This window comes from Acinetobacter sp. AR_0276 (genome assembly GCF_003000705.1).
GTDB lineage: Bacteria > Pseudomonadota > Gammaproteobacteria > Pseudomonadales > Moraxellaceae > Acinetobacter > Acinetobacter nosocomialis.
In genome coordinates, this window is the sequence record NZ_PSQO01000004.1 from 358,730 (window position 1) to 376,070 (window position 17,341).

The window sequence follows — 17,341 nt, forward strand, 5'->3', positions numbered from 1 at the left end:
CCAACCTTTCTCCAACCTTCTTCTTTATATCCTAATTATACAAAGTACGAAAGTACCTACGACAGGGTTCTTGTTAGTCTTTAGTCCTAAAAAGCAAAGGAATATTTATATGCGCTATATCGATCCAAATCAACCAGGCTCAAAAGTTCAATTCAAATCACAATATGAAAATTTTATTGGCGGTGAATGGGTCGCACCTGTAAAGGGTGCGTACTTTGACAATGTATCTCCCGTTGACGGAAAAGCCTTTACACGTATTCCACGCTCTAGTGCCGAAGACATTGAACTCGCGCTAGATGCAGCGCACAAAGCTAAAGCAACATGGAATAAAGCATCTCCAACGGTACGCTCAAATATACTTTTAAAAATTGCCGATCGTTTAGAAGCAAATCTTGAAATGCTTGCAGTTGCAGAAACTTGGGATAACGGTAAAGCAGTCCGTGAAACTTTAGCCGCTGACCTTCCACTTGCAATCGACCATTTCCGTTATTTCGCTGGATGTATTCGTGCTCAAGAAGGCGGCATCTCTGAAATCGATGAAGATACTATCGCTTATCATTTCCATGAACCGCTAGGTGTGGTCGGACAAATCATTCCATGGAACTTCCCGATTTTAATGGCTGCATGGAAGCTCGCTCCTGCTTTAGCGGCTGGTAACTGTGTGGTGATTAAACCAGCTGAGCAAACGCCAGTGGGTATTTTACTGGTTGCCGAACTCATCCAAGATATCTTACCGCCGGGCGTACTCAATATTGTGAATGGTTTCGGTTCAGAAGTTGGTCGTCCGTTAGCTACCAACCCACGTATTGCAAAAATCGCATTCACAGGGTCAACACAAACTGGACAAATGGTGATGCAATATGCGACCGAAAATATTATTCCAGTTACGTTAGAGCTTGGTGGTAAGTCACCGAACCTTTTCTTTGAAGACATCATGGATAAACAAGATGACTTCTTAGAAAAAACACTTGAAGGTTTTGCCATGTTTGCCTTAAACCAAGGTGAAGTATGTACTTGCCCTTCTCGTGCTTTAGTACAAGAAAGTATTGCTGATCAATTCTTAGAGTTGGCCGTTGAACGTGTAAAACGCATTAAAACTGGTCATCCTCTCGATACTGAAACCATGATTGGTGCTCAAGCATCTTTGCAACAACAAGAGAAAATCTTACGTTGTATTAATACAGGCCGCGAAGAAGGTGCAGAACTCTTACTAGGTGGTAGTGGCCGTAAAGAAGTAGGTGACGGTTTCTATGTTGATCCGACTATCTTTAAAGGCCACAACAGCATGCAAGTCTTCCAAGAAGAAATTTTTGGACCTGTACTTGCTGTGACAACATTTAAAGACTTTGACGATGCAATCAAAATTGCCAATGACACCATGTATGGTCTAGGTGCTGGCGTTTGGTCACGTTCAGCCCATATTTCTTACCGTGCTGGTCGCGCTATTGAGGCGGGTCGTGTCTGGACAAACTGCTATAACATCTACCCTGCGCATGCTGCATTTGGTGGTTACAAAAAGTCTGGTATTGGCCGTGAAAACCATAAGATGATGCTAGATCACTATCAACAAACTAAAAACTTGTTAGTAAGTTATTCAACTAAACCAATGGGCTTCTTCTAAGTTTCGCACCAAGTTGATACCAAACTATCAACGCTAGAAGGAAGCAAGCTCAGTAATTGTATAAAAAGCCAGTAATTTAGATTGCTGGCTTTTTTATTTAGTACAGCCAGCTCTCAAATTTTTACTATCCGGAATAAAAAAGCGTCATCTAATATTTAAAGCACATCATTTAGGCATTGCTTTTGCATTCATTCATACAAACCAACTCGCAGGAGTATTGTATGAATCAACCAGAAACAGCTTCCGTTATTTCTTCAAGTGCAGAAGTCTCATCAGCAGAATATTTTGCTCAGCGTCAACTTAAACAAGGTACCGTAGGTTGGTTACTCCTGATTGGTTTAGGCGTAGCGTATGTGATATCGGGTGATTTTGCCGGCTGGAACTTTGGTATTGCCCAAGGTGGTTGGGGTGGAATGTTCATTGCCACGGTACTCGCTGCGCTTATGTACTTATGTCTATGTCTTTCTATGTCAGAAATGTCTACCATGATGCCGACAGCAGGTGGCGGTTATAGTTTTGCACGTGCTGCCTTTGGTCCTTTCGGAGGCTACTTAACAGGTACGGCGATTTTAATTGAATACGCAATTGCGCCTGCTGCTATTGCCGTATTTATTGGTGGTTATTGCGAATCTCTATTTGGGATTAATGGCTGGATGATTTACCTCGCCTGTTATGCCATTTTTATGGGTATACATCTCAAAGGTGCCGGCGAAGCCTTGAAAATCATGTTTGCCATTACACTAGTCGCTGCTGTTGCTCTTGTTGTTTTTATTACAGCAATGATCCCACATTTTAATGCACAAAACCTTTTAGATATTCCCGTTAGCACAGCAACTGGTGCAAGCCGTTTTCTACCTCATGGCTATTTGGGCATCTGGGCCGCGGTTCCCTTTGCAATCTGGTTTTTTCTTGCAGTAGAAGGTGTGCCGTTAGCAGCAGAAGAAGCAAAAGATCCAGCCAAATCTCTGCCACGCGGTTTAATCGGTGCAATGCTCATCTTAACCGCGTTTGCTATGCTCATTTTGTTCTTGGGTGCAGGCGCAGCAGGTGCAAGTACTTTACAAAACTCAGGTGCCCCTCTGGTAGATGCATTAGTGAAAGTTTATGGCACCAACACTTGGCTTGCGACATTCGTAAACTTTGTGGGTTTAGCTGGTTTAATCGCAAGTTTCTTCTCAATTATCTATGCCTATTCGCGTCAAATCTTTGCATTGTCACGAGCTGGCTACTTACCGACGTCACTCTCGTTAACCAATAAAAATAAAGCTCCTTATCTCGCAATTATTATTCCGGGCATTATCGGTTTTTTGCTTTCACTTACCAAAGAAGGCGATTCACTGATTTTAATCGCGGTTTTTGGTGCAACTATTTCGTATGTGTTGATTCTTTTATCCCACATCAAATTACGTCTATCTAAACCCGATATGCCTCGCCCTTATAAAACACCAGGTGGCATTGTGACCTCAAGTATTGCACTCATTTTAGCAGTCACTGCTGTGGTTGCAGGTTTTGTTGTTAATCCGAAAGTATGGTTTATTGCTGCCGGTATCTATGTCGTATTTATTGCTTACTTCTTGTTCTACAGCCGCTATCATTTAGTGAAAGGGACACCAGAAGAAGAGTTTGCAAATATTAAAGCTGCCGAACAAGAACTATAAAAAGGGATGTAACTATGAGTTATCGCAATATTGTCGCCAATCAACAGTATCATTTTGCTGACCTAAAAACTTTGATGGCAAAAGCTACACCGTTACGTTCAGGCGATGAGCTAGCAGGTATAGCTGCCAGAGATGCAACCGAACATGTTGCGGCACAAATGACTTTGGCCGATGTGCCACTGAAAACCTTTTTAAATGAAGTTGTAGTCGATTATGAATCTGATGAAATTACGCGTCTGATTATTGATGAACATGACTTAACAGCCTTTGCCCCTATTTCACACTTTACAGTAGGTGATTTTCGAAATTGGTTACTTGGAGAAGATGCAACTGCCCAAAGCTTAAAAGCTTTAGCATCAGGTTTAACTCCAGAAATGGTGGCTGCTGTCAGCAAAATTATGCGCAATCAAGATTTGATTTATGTCGCCAGCAAATGTGAAGTCATTACCCAGTTTCGTAACACCATTGGTTTAAAAGGTCATCTTTCTACCCGTTTACAACCTAATCACCCTACGGATGATGTACTCGGTATTTCAGCCAGTATTTTAGATGGTTTGATGTATGGCAATGGTGATGCCGTAATTGGCATTAACCCTGCCACGGATAACCTGCATAATTTGTCAGAGCTACTGAAATTGCTTGATCATGTCATTCAGGAATATCAAATTCCAACGCAATCTTGTGTACTTACGCATATCAGCTCAGGCATTCAACTGGCTGAAAAAAATGTACCGATTGATTTAATGTTTCAATCAATTGCCGGCACCCAACTTGCTAACGAAGGTTTTGGTATCTCGCTCGATTTGCTACAAGAGGGTTATGAAGCCACCCTCGCACTCAAGCGCGGAACCATTGGACACAACGTTATGTACTTTGAAACGGGTCAAGGGAGTGCCCTATCAAGCAATGCACATCACGGCGTTGACCAGCAAACCTTAGAAACTCGGGCCTACGCAGTGGCTCGTAAATATAACCCACTTTTGGTAAATACAGTCGTCGGCTTTATTGGCCCCGAGTACCTATTTAACGGTAAACAAATTATACGTGCAGGTTTAGAAGATCACTTCTGCGGTAAGTTGCTTGGCATACCAATGGGCTGCGACATTTGTTATACCAACCATGCCGATGCCGACCAAAATGATATGGATGTGCTTCTTACTCTATTTGGCGCCGCAGGCATTAACTTCATTATGGGAATTCCAGGTTCGGACGATGTCATGCTCAACTATCAAACCACTTCATTCCATGATGCTCTCTATTTAAGACAACTCCTCGGTTTAAAACCCGCTCCTGAGTTCTCCGCTTGGCTTGAACAACAAGGGATTTTTAAACAGCAAAACTCTCAAATTTGTTGGGCAGACCACATGCCTGACCAATTCTCTCGTCTGCTCATGAACTAGGGGGAACACCATGAAACTGAACCGTGATATTCAATATCCGTCCTCTACCCATCAGGATCAGTGGGAAAAGCTCAAACAGTTTACTGATGCCCGTATTGCTTTAGGTCGTGCTGGTTGCAGTATCCCAACACGGGCCTTACTTGAGTTCCAGTTGTCTCATGCGCAAGCAAAAGATGCTGTTTATCAACATATGGATGTTCCCTACTTGTCTGAACAATTACAGCACAAACAACTTCAAACTCTTCATATTCAAAGTAATGCTGCTAATAAGGAAATTTATCTTAAACGCCCAGATTTGGGTCGTCAGCTTTCAAACCCATCAAAAGAAACCTTAATTAAAGAGTATGCAAAAAACCCACAGCAGTATGATGTTTGTATTGTGGTAGGTGATGGTCTCTCTGCAAGAGCGATTGAAGCAAATGCTATCGCATTTATTGCAGTGCTAAGCGAACATATTCAACAAGAAAACTGGAGCCTTGCGCCAATTATATTTGCAACAGGAAGCCGAGTTGCTTTAGGCGATGAAGTTGCAGAAATTTTTAAAGCCTCCATGCTGGTTATGCTTATTGGAGAGCGCCCAGGTTTAAGTTCTCCTGACAGTATGGGAGTTTACTACACATGGAATGCATATTCAGGTTGCCTTGACTCCAAACGCAACTGTATTTCCAACGTCCGTTCAGCAGGCTTAAGTATTCCAGTTGCGGTACAACGTTTAATGGCACTCATGAAAAAATCGAAGCAGCTTGGCTTTTCAGGAGTAAATTTAAAAGATGAACATCAACTTTCAAATATCGACCATAATGAAAACTCAAAGCTTTTATTTTAAATAGTAGGTTACGCATAGATATTTCTTACCTACAAAATATTTCTGCGTAACAAGATTATCTTAACGAAAAATAGCAATTTTCAGGTATTGACGATTTATATGGATATTTTCTTCTTTATATTTATCGCTATACTCCACCTATTGATCTTCTATGAATCATTTGTATGAGTACTACAAACGCCTTTCCTAAAACTATTTATGCCATTCAGCATCTTGCTTTCGAAGACTTAGGTTCATTAGAAGATGTCTTTTATCAACTTGGTTTTCGCGTCCGTTATTTTGAAGCTGGTGTAGATGATTTAACTCCTGCTTTCGCCCATGACGGTTTAACTATTATTTTAGGTGGTCCAATTGGAGTTTATGAAACTGAAGATTATCCATTTTTAAAAGATGAAATCGCTTTACTCAAACAACGTTTGGCAGCAGATAAACCAACACTTGGCATTTGCTTAGGTGCACAGCTTATAGCTCATGCACTTGGTGCCAAAGTATATGCAGGCCATCAAAAAGAAATTGGCTGGGGAGCTTTAAGCTTAAGTTTACGCCCTAATCAGGTATTATCGCCTTTGCTTAATAATATCCATGTTTTACATTGGCATGGTGATACTTTCGACCTTCCTGAAAATGCAGCCCTTTTGGCGAGTTCAGATATTTATACTAACCAAGCCTTTGAAGTGGGTAATAATATTCTTGCTTTACAGTTCCACATTGAGACGACTCAAGAAAACTTTGAAAAATGGCTTATTGGTCACACATGTGAACTTCGTAATGCTGGAATTTCCATTCCTAAATTGCGTGAGCAAAATATCGAATATGCCCCTGCACTTGAACACGCTGCATTTGAATTAATTCAAAAATTCTTGAAAAGAATTGGTTATAGTGCATAAGTGAAGTAATTTCTAATGTTTAATGAATATTATTTTTTACCACTTGGTATTTTATGACTATTTTTTAAACAAAGAAACTTTATATTTTATTTTTAGAAACATTTCAGAAAAGTTTCAGTGTATTATTAATTTGTAACATAAAATATACGCTGATTTACTATGGATATCTGGAAGTTTCTTAAAAGCTTTAATACGGTCAATACTTACTTAATGCTTTCAACAATGCTTCTCATACTATTAGTTCTTTACTTTTATGTGATTAATCCTACCTAAGCTCTTTTGCCAAGGAAGCGAAATCATAAAGAAAAAGAATATTATGATGAGAAGACCTCCGAAAAAAGCCCAACCTTACAGTTGGGCTTTTTTAATATCTGTTGTTGACTCACAACATGTTGCTCGTCTTGCGAAAAAGTAAGAGATAAGCAATCTCAACTATCTACTCACAACATGTTGTTCGTCTTGCGAAAAAGTAAGAGATAAGCAACCTCAACTATCTACTCACAACATATTGTTCGTCTTGCGAAAAAGTAAGAGATAAGCAATCTCAACTATCTACTCACAACATGTTGTTCGTCTTACGAAAAAGTAAGAGATAAGCAATCTCAACTATCTACTCACAACATGTTGCTCGTCTTGCGAAAAAGTAAGAGATAAGCAATCTCTTACTTTTTCTCAGGTTTGAAGCTGTCTTTCAAATCAAGAACGCGGTTGAAGACAGGTTTTTCAGTAGTATGATCATATTGGTCCGCAACGAAATAACCTTCACGTTCAAATTGGAAACGGTCTTCTGGTTTCGCTTGAGCTAAAGCAGGTTCGATCACAGCTTGAACCACTTTCAAAGAATCTGGATTTAAGTTTGCTAAGAAATCATCACCAGTTTCAGGGTCAGCTTCTGTAAACAATCGATCATAAATACGTACTTCAGCAGGAATACCCTTGCTTGCAGATACCCAGTGAATTACGCCTTTTACTTTGCGGCCTTCAGGATTTTTACCTAAAGTATCCGGATCGATCGAACACTTCAGCTCAACGACTTCACCGTTTGCATCTTTAATGACTTCATCACACTTAATCACATATGCATGGCGTAAACGAACTTCACCATCCGGAATTAAACGCTTAAAGCCTTTTGGCGGTACTTCTTCAAAATCTTTACGGTCAATATAGATTTCTTTAGTTAATGGAATGACACGCTCACCCATATCGACATTTGGATGACGCGCATGGGTAAGGTCTAAATCTTCCGGTAAGTTTGTAAGTGTCACTTTTAAAGGATCTAACACAGCCATACCACGCGCTGCTGTATTCTCCAAAGATTGACGAATACAGAACTCAAGCATTGCAACATCAACAATACCGTCAGTTTTAGACACACCTACACGTTTACAGAAATCACGTAAGCCTTCTGGTGTAAAACCACGACGACGCATACCAACAACTGTTGGCATACGAGGGTCATCCCAACCATTTACATAACCACCTTCAACCAACTTACGTAATTTACGTTTAGAAGTAATGGTGTAATCTACGTTCAAACGAGATGATTCGTATTGGTGCGGAACAGCTTTAGACTTAACCTTTTCAACAATCCAGTCATAGAATGGACGGTGATCTTGGAATTCCAATGTACAAAGTGAATGCGTGATTCCTTCAATTGCATCAGACAATGGATGAGCATAGTCATACATTGGATAGATTTTCCATTTGTCGCCAGTTTGATGATGCTCTGAATGCAAGACACGATACAAAATTGGATCACGCATATGCACGTTCGGGCTTGCCATATCAATTTTAGCGCGTAAAACAGCTTCACCTTCTTTTAGTTCACCACTGCGCATTTGTTCAAAGCGAGCAAGGTTTTCTTCAACAGATGCATCACGATATGGCGAGTTTTTCCCTGGTTCAACAAAACTACCACGGTTTAATTTAATTTCTTCTGGAGACTGCAAATCAACATATGCATCACCTTGCTCAATCAATTGAATTGCCCATGCATAAAGCTGATCAAAATAACCAGAAGCATAGCGAGGTTCACCATTCCAGTTAAAACCAAGCCATTTCACATCATTGGCGATACCATCAACGTATTCTTGTTCTTCTGCATCTGGATTCGTATCGTCAAAACGTAAATTACAGAGTCCATCAAACTCTTCTGCAACACCAAAGTTTAGACAGATTGCTTTTACGTGACCAATATGTAAATAACCATTTGGTTCTGGCGGAAAACGAGTTACGATTTGTTTGGTACGTCCGGCAGCTAAATCATCAGTAATGACTTGGCGAACAAAATCTAATCCAGCCTGTTGTTCTTGCTGCGCAGAATCGACAGAGGCATGAGTATTCGGTGTCGGGTTGTTTGGCAGGTTCGAGACAACATCATTAGGCTTCATAGTGTATCAATCACTTCTTTGTAGATAAAATTTCGAAAAAATAAACGCTATCTTCATTTTTCACAAAGATTTTAACGTTTTTTACTTGCCTTGTAGTTTACAGTTTGCTTATGCTTCTCTCAACCAAAAACCCATGGTCATAAGCCCATGTTTAGGAGATTAATGTAATGAGTTTTCCTCAAGTCGAATTAAACACCAATAAAGGTCGTATTGTTCTTGAACTAAATACTGAAAAAGCACCAAAAACAGTAGCAAACTTTTTAGAATACGTACGTGACGGTTTTTATGACGGCGTTATTTTCCACCGTGTCATTGATGGTTTCATGATCCAAGGCGGCGGGATGGATGAAAACTTCAAAGAAAAAGCAACTCGTGATGCAATTGAAAACGAAGCTGACAACGGTTTAAGTAACGATGTTGGTACAATTGCTATGGCACGTACTCAAGCGCCACACTCTGCTTCTGCACAATTCTTCATCAATGTAAAAAACAACTCTTTCTTGAACCATACTTCAAAAACTGCACAAGGTTGGGGTTATGCTGTATTCGGTAAAGTTGTTGAAGGTATGGACGTTGTAGACGCGATCAAAAGTGTACGTACAGGTAACCGTGGTTATCACGCTGACGTTCCTTTAGAAAACGTTGTTATCGAATCTGCTAAAATTATTTCTGAATAATTTTAGGATAAAGCTGTGACCTATCTGTTTATTTCAGATTTACATTTGTCACCTGAACACCCTCGACTCGTTCGAGGGTTTTTAGATTTGTTGGTACATTATCAAAATAAACAAACACAGCTTTATATTTTAGGTGACTGGTTTAATGCTTGGATTGGTGACGATTATTCAGCTCCTTGGCTCGACGAAATTGTTGAAGCTTTAAAAGCTTTTAATGAAAAAGGTAATCGTGTTTACTTTCAAGTCGGTAACCGCGACTTTGCTCTAAATCAGGTTTTCCTCAATAAGTTTAATGGTGTATTACTCCCCGATATTTATTATCTTAATATTGCAGGTCACCAATACCGTCTAGAACATGGCGATGCGTTATGTACGGATGATATTTCTTATCAAAGATTTAAAAAAATTATTCGAAATCCCCTTTTAGTCGCTTTTTTACGTCGAACACCTCTAAGTTTCCGCACGAAACTTGTCAATGGTTTTCGTAAAAGAAGCCATTCGGACAAACAGCAAAAAAGTTATGAGATTATGGATGTGAATGAACAAGCCGTGCTCTCCGCCCTAAAAGATATAGACATACTTATTCATGGACACACTCATCGTCCAGCTATTCATGAAGTACAGCATAAACAACGGATTGTACTCGGTGACTGGAAAGAAGATCACGCACAAATTTTAGAAATTGATCCCTCTTCAAATACGCAACAGATCGAATTGATTGTCTGGAATTATTAGTTAGAAATTAGTCACTTTTTATTTGAACTTTTAATTCTTTAATTTTTTTATTTAAATCAGAATCGTAAATCACACACATACTAGCAATAAATATAAATTTCCAACTTATATATGCATGATTGTGATAATCAATATATAAAATAAGAAGACTCAATACAAATATAAGAATAATAAAGGCTTTAACAACTCTAATTTCTCGCAGCTTACCCTTTGCATCTTTGGGCATTAAATCAAACATTTTCAATAAATTATTAAAAAATTTATATAAGTATTATATTTCTTTATCACATTAAAATGCAGATGTTTTCCTACAAAATCGCGTATCATGCCAAAGATTAGAACACTTCGATTGTAATAAGATTGATATGGAGTAAGTATGGATTTACTAAATACGGTTAAAAGTCGCTACACCACAAAAGCGTATGATCCTGAGAAAAAAATTCCCAAAGAAAAATTTAATAAATTATTAGAAATTTTACGCTTCACCCCTTCTTCAGTGAATATTCAACCTTGGCATTTCTTGGTGGCTGACAATCTTGCTGCTAAAGAACGCATTGCTAAAGCCTTAACAGGGCGATATGCCTATAATGCTCCTAAAGTTCTTGAGTCATCACATACGCTTGTATTTTGTACAAGAACAGATATTTCACCCGAATATTTAAATCAATTACTTGAACAAGATGATCTAAGTGGTCGATTTAAAGATGAAAAAGCAAAACTTGGTCAAAAAGATACACGTCATGGCTACGTTGAGTTTTATCGCAATGAACAAAAAAATTTATTTGGCTGGATGGAAAACCAAACTTTTATCGCTTTAGGACAACTACTTTTTGCAGCTGGTCTTGAAGGCATAGATGCAACCCCAATGGGTGGCTTCGACGAAGATGTTTTAAATGAAGAATTTGGCTTAAAAGAAAAAGGCTTACGTAGCTCTGTCATTGTCTCACTTGGCTATAGAAGTGAAAATGATTTCAATGCGAAGTTGCCAAAATCTCGTCTGCCAGATGAAGTTATTTTTACACATTTATAAGATTAGCAGAGTTCAAAAGAACAGTCTTTTGAACTCCTATTTCATAGCTAAGGCTAAACAAACCAATCCACTTATTCCCAAAATCGTTCCTAAAATCGTTGGGAGTTTTAATTTTTCTTTATATAAAACTACACCACAAACTATCCCAAGTAATACCACTAGAATATTCATGCTTGCAAAGACAATCGCTGGTGAATCTTTAAGTAAAATATGTGCTTTAACATACAAGGCAATGTTTGAAAAATTAAGTACACCTAGTATTAATCCGGCCACAGTATTTTTAAAATTCCATGCTGACTTTTTTTGGAATAATAAATAAACTATTGATAATACAAAGGCTGTAATAAAAATCAGATTCAAAGTTAACGTAAATTGTAGCCCCAAACTACTCGTGTATTTTAACAAGACATCTACAGCAGCATAACCAAACCAGACACTCATTAACGCAAGAATTGCCTTTTTCGATTGATGGCCTGAAGTGCCATTTATCTGTCCAAATACGATTAAAATAACAGCAAAAATTCCTAAACCAATACCTAATAATTTAAGAGAATTAAACCGTTCTTGAAAAAAGAAATAAGCTGCTAATAAAGAGAGTACCACTGACAATCGTTGAGCAATTTCTGTTTTGACGATACCGGCATGCTCTAAGGATTTCGCAAGACATAAAAAAATACTCGGTAAAATGATGCCTAAAGCAACGATTAGCCACCAAGGCATGTGTTGTATAGAAATATGCTGAATATCTGGCTTAAACCACCAATAACATAACAAGCTAGCACTTGCATAATTCCATGCAATCATTTGCATGGGTTGATAGCCCTTTTTCTTTAAATTTTTTAGTAATACAGACACCAGAACACTGCATAGCGCCGCAGCAAATATTAATATCATTTGCGAAGAACCTATTAAACTGAATTTTCAAGAAAGCGAGATGCACTACAAATAACTGAATATACTTTTTATATTTTTAAAGCCATAAAAAAACCAGCCATCACTGACTGGTTTTTCTAAGCTAATCAATTAACGATTATTTTCGTCGTCTTGACCATCTTCAAATTTAGAATCGTTGTCGAAACCGCCTTGATGACCACCGAAGCCGCCTTGACCACCGAAGCCGCCTTGACCACCGAAGCCACCTTGACCACCGAAGCCACCTTGACCGCCGAAGCCGCCTTGACCACCGAAGCCACCTTGACCACCGAAGCCACCTTGACCACCGAAGCCAGCGCCTTGAGCACCACCAAAGCCAGCGCCTTGACCACCGAAGCCACCTTGACTACCACCCTGAGCTGGGAAACCTGCACCTTGTGCACCTGCTGGACGTGGGTTACGAGCTGGAACAACTGTAGAAATTGCGTGTTTGTAAACCATTTGACTTACAGTATTTTTTAATAAAACAACATATTGGTCAAAAGATTCAATATGACCTTGTAATTTAATACCGTTAACAAGGAAAATAGAAACTGGGATACGTTCTTTACGGAGAGAATTTAAGAACGGATCTTGTAAAGTTTGACCTTTAGACATTTTTAACTCCAAAAAAAAATTTTTAAATCAGCGCAAAAAAACTATCTTTATTTTTCAACTAAAAATTATAAAAAGACAGTGTGCAAATTTTGCTTTATCCATAAGAGTTTCGCAAGTCTTCTTTCGCCTGCTTTATCGTCAAGTAAGTTTTAAAATCGTGTATTTCTTGCAAAGAACGTAACCACGTATATTGACGTTTGGCAAGTTGTCGTGTTGCAAATAAGGCTTTATCCTCCATTTCTTGCTTTTTTTTGAGACTCATATCACTTTTTAATAGAAATTCTAGAGCTTGTCGATAACCAACAGAACGCATAGAGGGTAAATTTTCATCTAAATCGTATTTTTCAATTAGAGATTCAACTTCACTCAAAAAACCGATATCCCACATTTTGCTTAATCTTTGCTCAATGCGTTGATGTAATTCTAACCGATCTGGAAGCAAAGCATAGTTATGAAATATGTATCGATATGGTACGTTTTTTGGTTGTTCTGCCTGCAATTTGGTAATTGGTTGACCTGTAATACGATAAACTTCTAACGCGCGAATAATTCTTTGTTTATCAGAAACCTTGAATTTCACACCAGCTGCCGGATCTACTGCCACCAGTTCATCATAAACAGCTTGCCACCCTTCATTTGCTGCTTTTTCTTCAATTGCTGCACGAACATTTGCATCTGCGCTTGGCAAGTTACTTGATAATCCTTCTAGGAGCGCCTTGAAATACAGCATGGTTCCTCCTACCAAGATAGGAGTTTTGCCGCGTGAATGCATCTCGTCAATTAAAACACAAGCATCTTCAACAAACTGGGCAGCCGAATAGACCTCAAGTGGAGTAATAATATCTATTAAATGATGTGGATATAGCTCCTGCTCTTCACGTGTTGGTTTAGCCGTGCCAATATCCATGTCTTTATATACAAGAGCCGAATCAACCGAAATTAACTCAAAATCTCCACGCTCATAAAGTTCACATGCCAAAGCGGTTTTTCCGCTTGCAGTTGGTCCCATTAAATTGATGACGGGCAATTGATTTGACATGTAAAACTACTCTCCTCGAGCAAATAATTTATCTAGTTGAGATAATGGAAATGCACGCCAAGTTGGACGACCATGGTTACATTGACTGGCAAATTCGGTTTGTTCCATTTGGCGAAGTAAAGCGTTCATTTCTGAGAGGCTAAGTTGTCGATGTGCTCGCACTGCCCCATGGCATGCCATACCAGCTAACAGTTCATCACGCTTTTGCAATAATCCTTGAGCTTCATCATTTGGATCTAAATCATTAAGAAGTTCAGGAATAAGGTTTTCAAAATCTGCTTTTTGCAAAATAGCCGGCACACCACGCACAATGACTTGCTCATCGCCATATAAATCAATTTCTAGCCCCAAACGCTCAAGCTGAGGCTTTAAGTCTTCGACCCGTACTGCTTGCATACGACTAATTGAAATGACTTTAGGTATAAGTAACTGTTGAGATGTCCAAAACTCAGGTTTATCCCAAGCATTTTTCATTTGTTGCAGCAAAATACGTTCATGCGCTGCATGCATATCAACAATAATCAAACCTTCAGTATTTTGCGCCAGAATATAAATTCCATGAAGCTGAGCAATTGCGATACCTAATGGAAATTCATCTACTTTAACGACAGGCTCAATATTTTCATTAACTGAAAAACTGGTAGCAGGTTGATCACGTAATGGGGCCAAGTAAGTCTTTAATGCATTATTTAACTGCGCAGAACCATTATATTTTGGGGTTTGTTCTGCATAGTGAACAGCCTGTGGACGACTGTCATTAAAATCAGTTAAAAGTTCAGTAGAAGGCTGATAACTACTAGGCTTATCTAGTGTTGTATCAATAGCTTGGTCTGTGCGATGCAATGTGAATTGTTCTTGATATTTAGGCTGAGGTTGTACCGAAAGATTTTGAGTATCATCTACTTTCATGGCTTGTGCCAAATCAGCACTAGCGGTCTGAAATTTTGCTAACGTTTCTTTAGCATAATGTCTGACAAACTCATGTACTTCGCGTTGATTTAGGAAACGAATCTCATGTTTCGTTGGGTGAACGTTAACATCAATATTTTCAGGGTCGACTTCTAAGAAAAGCAAATAAGATGAATGCTGATGACCATGTAAAATACCGTCGTATGCCATTCTTAAAGCATGTGAAATAGTTTTATCTTTCACAATTCGGCCATTTACATACACATATTGTAAGTCTGCTTGAGCACGTGCATCAGAGGGATGCCCTAGCCAACCTGACAAACGCATGTTAATACTTTCTGCGTCGATCCAGTAAGCATTTTGAACAAACTGTTGACCCAATAATTGCTGTACACGCTGAAATCTTAATTCACCGCTATCTGCTATTGGTAAATTAATTCGAATATTGTCATTGTGCTCAAGTACAAAACGTATATCAAAATGTGTTAAAGCCAAACGACGTACAATTTCTTCAATATGCCCAAATTCAGTGGTTGGCTTTTTTAAAAATTTACGACGAGCAGGTACATTAAAAAACAAGTCCTGAACTCGAATATGGGTGCCCTTTTGTGCAGCAACAGCTTGGACTTGTTGATGATCAAAGGCTGTACCATTCACCTCGACCTGATGACCAATTCCGCTTTCATCTTGGCTACTGGTTAAAGTCAATCGTGAAACCGCAGCAATAGAAGCAAGTGCTTCACCACGGAAACCTAAGCTAACAATCGCGTGTAAATCTTCTGCTGTTTTAATTTTACTGGTTGCATGGCGCATCACTGCTAATGGTAAATCATCAGGATGAATTCCATGTCCATTGTCAATAATTTCGATTAATGTTGAGCCGCCTTGTGCAATCCGCACAATTAACTCGGTTGCACCTGCATCAATTGAGTTTTCTAATAATTCTTTTACGACCGATGAGGGACGTTCAATCACCTCACCAGCAGCAATCTGGTTGGCTAACGCGGCGTCTAATGTATGAATACGACGTTGTGTTAGCTTTTGATCAGTCATGAAGCTGTTCCTGCAAAGTCTGGTACAAATGCTCTGTTGGTAAAGTTAAGGTGACGAAACGATTGAGTTCATCATCTGATTTTTGAATATCAATGACGATATCTGCCTCAGGGATTTCGTCTCCACCTTTCGAAGGCCACTCAAATAAAAATAGTGCATCCTGAATATCTAAATAATCACGGATTCCCATTAATTCAAGTTCATAAGGATCATTAAGACGATATAAGTCAAAATGAAAAATTTCTTTATTATTGATTTTATATGGTTCAACCAACGTATATGTCGGACTTTTAACCGAACCTTTATGCCCTAGAGCTTGCAAAAAATAACGGGTTAATGTCGTTTTACCGGCGCCCAAATCTCCAATCAGATAAATCACGCCAGCTTGAACATGCTGCGCTAATGCCTGAGCTAAACGCTGGGTATCTTCTTCATGATTTAAGACCATTTTCAATGAATACGACATAACACACATAACATGATTCAAAATAATCGATATGATACCATTGCCCTGCTTTAAAGCCTACTTAAGTGCTTAAAGTTGGCTTTTTTTACATCACATTTATTAAATATTGACACATTTTTATGTCTAGCCCGATTGAATTTTTCCCACCTATGATTGATGGCGTAAGCGCAAGCCAAGTCTATCTTCCTCCACAAACCACTGCACAAACCATCTATCAATTTCTTTGTGAAAACTTTCCTCATATAAAAGCAATAGAGTGGCAGCAACGTTTCCAAGATGGACTTATTTATGCAGAAAATGGCGAAAAATTAACATTAGACAGCCCTTATATAGCAAACACGCATATTTTTTATTACCGATTCCTTGCTAACGAAGTACATGTTCCCTTTGAGCATCAAATTTTATTTGAAAATGATGACTTGCTGGTTGTAGATAAACCACACTTTTTAACCATTAGCCCAACAGGGCAATATGTCCAAGAAACGTTATTGGTGCGTTTAAAAAAACAAACGGGCAATGAGTTTTTAACACCAATCCACCGACTAGACCGTGAAACTGCTGGTGTCGTTTTATTTTGCAAACGACCGCAGTCACGTGGAATTTACCAACAGTTATTTGCAGATCGAGAAGTTCATAAAATTTACCATGCAATCGCTGCCTATAAAGCTGAATTAAAATTCCCTCAGATATTAAAATTGTATTTAGATAAAGGCACTCCCTTTTATACAATGCGCGTTATTCCCCATACTAAAACCAATACCGAAACTAAAATTGAGCTGCTTGAACATAATCACTCATGGGCTAAATATTGTTTAACGCCAACCACCGGCAAACAACATCAACTCCGTGTTCATTTAAATCATTTAGGTATACCGATTAAAAATGATCTGTTTTATCCTATAGTTCAACATAAAGCCGATAATGATTTTTCTCAGCCCTTACAGCTTTTAGCTAAGCAAATTTCTTTTATAGACCCGCTAACAAAACAGGAAATGGTTTTCAATTCACACTTTGAATTGACACTGTAATCTCATCGTAATGACAAAAAGATTATTTTTTATGCTGAAAGACATTGAAATTACATTCCGATGGTTTAAAATAAATCCCTAAAAATTAAAAA

At 38.7% G+C, this 17,341-nt stretch carries 16 protein-coding genes; 9 read left to right on the forward strand and 7 right to left on the reverse strand.

The window, feature by feature from the left end:
* The first annotated feature begins 109 nt into the window (after positions 1-109).
* The 5 genes from CSB87_RS02575 to CSB87_RS02595 all read left to right on the forward strand — a co-directional run bounded on the left by CSB87_RS02575 (position 110) and on the right by CSB87_RS02595 (position 6,392).
* Positions 110-1,621 (forward strand): aldehyde dehydrogenase family protein, encoded by a 1,512-nt coding sequence (locus tag CSB87_RS02575; protein ID WP_022575525.1) that lies wholly within the window; start codon positions 110-112, stop codon positions 1,619-1,621.
* 221 nt (positions 1,622-1,842) lie between these two features.
* Positions 1,843-3,279: an ethanolamine permease gene (gene eat / locus CSB87_RS02580; RefSeq protein WP_031959717.1), complete on the forward strand. Its 1,437-nt coding sequence runs from the start codon at positions 1,843-1,845 to the stop codon at positions 3,277-3,279.
* A gap of 14 nt (positions 3,280-3,293) precedes the next feature.
* Positions 3,294-4,679 carry an ethanolamine ammonia-lyase subunit EutB gene (locus tag CSB87_RS02585; protein WP_031952761.1) on the forward strand — a complete coding sequence of 462 codons (1,386 nt, stop codon included), beginning with the start codon at positions 3,294-3,296 and terminating at the stop codon, positions 4,677-4,679.
* 10 nt (positions 4,680-4,689) lie between these two features.
* The gene (gene eutC / locus CSB87_RS02590; protein ID WP_031952762.1) at positions 4,690-5,505 is read left to right on the forward strand and encodes an ethanolamine ammonia-lyase subunit EutC; all 816 of its coding nucleotides are present in this window, start codon (positions 4,690-4,692) and stop codon (positions 5,503-5,505) included.
* 164 nt (positions 5,506-5,669) lie between these two features.
* The gene (locus tag CSB87_RS02595; protein WP_002048996.1) at positions 5,670-6,392 is read left to right on the forward strand and encodes a glutamine amidotransferase; all 723 of its coding nucleotides are present in this window, start codon (positions 5,670-5,672) and stop codon (positions 6,390-6,392) included.
* A gap of 662 nt (positions 6,393-7,054) precedes the next feature.
* Here the strand turns inward: CSB87_RS02595 and CSB87_RS02600 are convergent.
* Positions 7,055-8,782, reverse strand: coding sequence for a glutamine--tRNA ligase/YqeY domain fusion protein (locus tag CSB87_RS02600; RefSeq protein ID WP_031952764.1), 1,728 nt, complete (start codon positions 8,780-8,782; stop codon positions 7,055-7,057).
* 167 nt (positions 8,783-8,949) lie between these two features.
* Between CSB87_RS02600 and CSB87_RS02605 the strand changes: the two genes are divergently transcribed.
* Entirely contained in the window at positions 8,950-9,459 is a 510-nt protein-coding gene (locus CSB87_RS02605; RefSeq protein WP_002049022.1) for a peptidylprolyl isomerase, read from the forward strand.
* 15 nt (positions 9,460-9,474) lie between these two features.
* A complete protein-coding gene (locus tag CSB87_RS02610) occupies positions 9,475-10,194 on the forward strand; it encodes a UDP-2,3-diacylglucosamine diphosphatase (protein ID WP_031952766.1) in 720 nt (239 codons plus the stop codon).
* Between the two features lie 7 nt (positions 10,195-10,201).
* Here the strand turns inward: CSB87_RS02610 and CSB87_RS20035 are convergent, their stop codons facing one another.
* Positions 10,202-10,432, reverse strand: coding sequence for a hypothetical protein (locus CSB87_RS20035; protein ID WP_031952768.1), 231 nt, complete (start codon positions 10,430-10,432; stop codon positions 10,202-10,204).
* Between the two features lie 138 nt (positions 10,433-10,570).
* On the opposite strand from CSB87_RS20035, the gene nfsB reads away from it, so the two are divergent.
* Entirely contained in the window at positions 10,571-11,224 is a 654-nt protein-coding gene (nfsB, locus tag CSB87_RS02620; protein ID WP_002048986.1) for an oxygen-insensitive NAD(P)H nitroreductase, read from the forward strand.
* Positions 11,225-11,260: 36 nt separating this feature from the next.
* Here the strand turns inward: nfsB and CSB87_RS02625 are convergent, their stop codons facing one another.
* The 5 genes from CSB87_RS02625 to tsaE all read right to left on the reverse strand — a co-directional run bounded on the left by CSB87_RS02625 (position 11,261) and on the right by tsaE (position 16,221).
* Positions 11,261-12,118, reverse strand: a complete 858-nt coding sequence (locus CSB87_RS02625; RefSeq protein WP_022575520.1) for a DMT family transporter — start codon at positions 12,116-12,118, stop codon at positions 11,261-11,263.
* 129 nt (positions 12,119-12,247) lie between these two features.
* Positions 12,248-12,754: an RNA chaperone Hfq gene (gene hfq / locus CSB87_RS02630; protein WP_000033651.1), complete on the reverse strand. Its 507-nt coding sequence runs from the start codon at positions 12,752-12,754 to the stop codon at positions 12,248-12,250.
* A 94-nt stretch (positions 12,755-12,848) separates the two neighbouring features.
* A complete protein-coding gene (miaA, locus tag CSB87_RS02635; protein WP_031952771.1) occupies positions 12,849-13,793 on the reverse strand; it encodes a tRNA (adenosine(37)-N6)-dimethylallyltransferase MiaA in 945 nt (314 codons plus the stop codon).
* 6 nt (positions 13,794-13,799) lie between these two features.
* On the reverse strand, positions 13,800-15,755 hold the full coding sequence (mutL, locus tag CSB87_RS02640; protein ID WP_031952773.1) for a DNA mismatch repair endonuclease MutL: 1,956 nt from the start codon (positions 15,753-15,755) through the stop codon (positions 13,800-13,802).
* Positions 15,748-16,221, reverse strand: coding sequence for a tRNA (adenosine(37)-N6)-threonylcarbamoyltransferase complex ATPase subunit type 1 TsaE (gene tsaE, locus CSB87_RS02645; RefSeq protein ID WP_002049012.1), 474 nt, complete (start codon positions 16,219-16,221; stop codon positions 15,748-15,750). The genes mutL and tsaE overlap by 8 nt, the downstream gene beginning before the upstream one ends.
* A 119-nt stretch (positions 16,222-16,340) precedes the next feature.
* Between tsaE and CSB87_RS02650 the strand changes: the two genes are divergently transcribed.
* On the forward strand, positions 16,341-17,249 hold the full coding sequence (locus CSB87_RS02650) for a pseudouridine synthase (protein WP_213065514.1): 909 nt from the start codon (positions 16,341-16,343) through the stop codon (positions 17,247-17,249).
* Positions 17,250-17,341: the final 92 nt, after the last annotated feature.

Coding starts and splice junctions, on each gene's coding strand:
- CSB87_RS02605 (WP_002049022.1), top strand. CDS start 8,950: ATGAGTTTTCCTCAAGTCGAATTAAACACCAATAAAGGTCGTATTGTT.
- miaA (WP_031952771.1), bottom strand. CDS start 13,793: ATGTCAAATCAATTGCCCGTCATCAATTTAATGGGACCAACTGCAAGC.
- eutC (WP_031952762.1), top strand. CDS start 4,690: ATGAAACTGAACCGTGATATTCAATATCCGTCCTCTACCCATCAGGAT.
- CSB87_RS02595 (WP_002048996.1), top strand. CDS start 5,670: ATGAGTACTACAAACGCCTTTCCTAAAACTATTTATGCCATTCAGCAT.
- tsaE (WP_002049012.1), bottom strand. CDS start 16,221: ATGTCGTATTCATTGAAAATGGTCTTAAATCATGAAGAAGATACCCAG.
- CSB87_RS02575 (WP_022575525.1), top strand. CDS start 110: ATGCGCTATATCGATCCAAATCAACCAGGCTCAAAAGTTCAATTCAAA.
- nfsB (WP_002048986.1), top strand. CDS start 10,571: ATGGATTTACTAAATACGGTTAAAAGTCGCTACACCACAAAAGCGTAT.
- eat (WP_031959717.1), top strand. CDS start 1,843: ATGAATCAACCAGAAACAGCTTCCGTTATTTCTTCAAGTGCAGAAGTC.
- CSB87_RS02650 (WP_213065514.1), top strand. CDS start 16,341: ATGTCTAGCCCGATTGAATTTTTCCCACCTATGATTGATGGCGTAAGC.
- hfq (WP_000033651.1), bottom strand. CDS start 12,754: ATGTCTAAAGGTCAAACTTTACAAGATCCGTTCTTAAATTCTCTCCGT.
- CSB87_RS02600 (WP_031952764.1), bottom strand. CDS start 8,782: ATGAAGCCTAATGATGTTGTCTCGAACCTGCCAAACAACCCGACACCG.
- CSB87_RS02585 (WP_031952761.1), top strand. CDS start 3,294: ATGAGTTATCGCAATATTGTCGCCAATCAACAGTATCATTTTGCTGAC.
- CSB87_RS02625 (WP_022575520.1), bottom strand. CDS start 12,118: ATGATATTAATATTTGCTGCGGCGCTATGCAGTGTTCTGGTGTCTGTA.
- mutL (WP_031952773.1), bottom strand. CDS start 15,755: ATGACTGATCAAAAGCTAACACAACGTCGTATTCATACATTAGACGCC.
- CSB87_RS20035 (WP_031952768.1), bottom strand. CDS start 10,432: ATGTTTGATTTAATGCCCAAAGATGCAAAGGGTAAGCTGCGAGAAATT.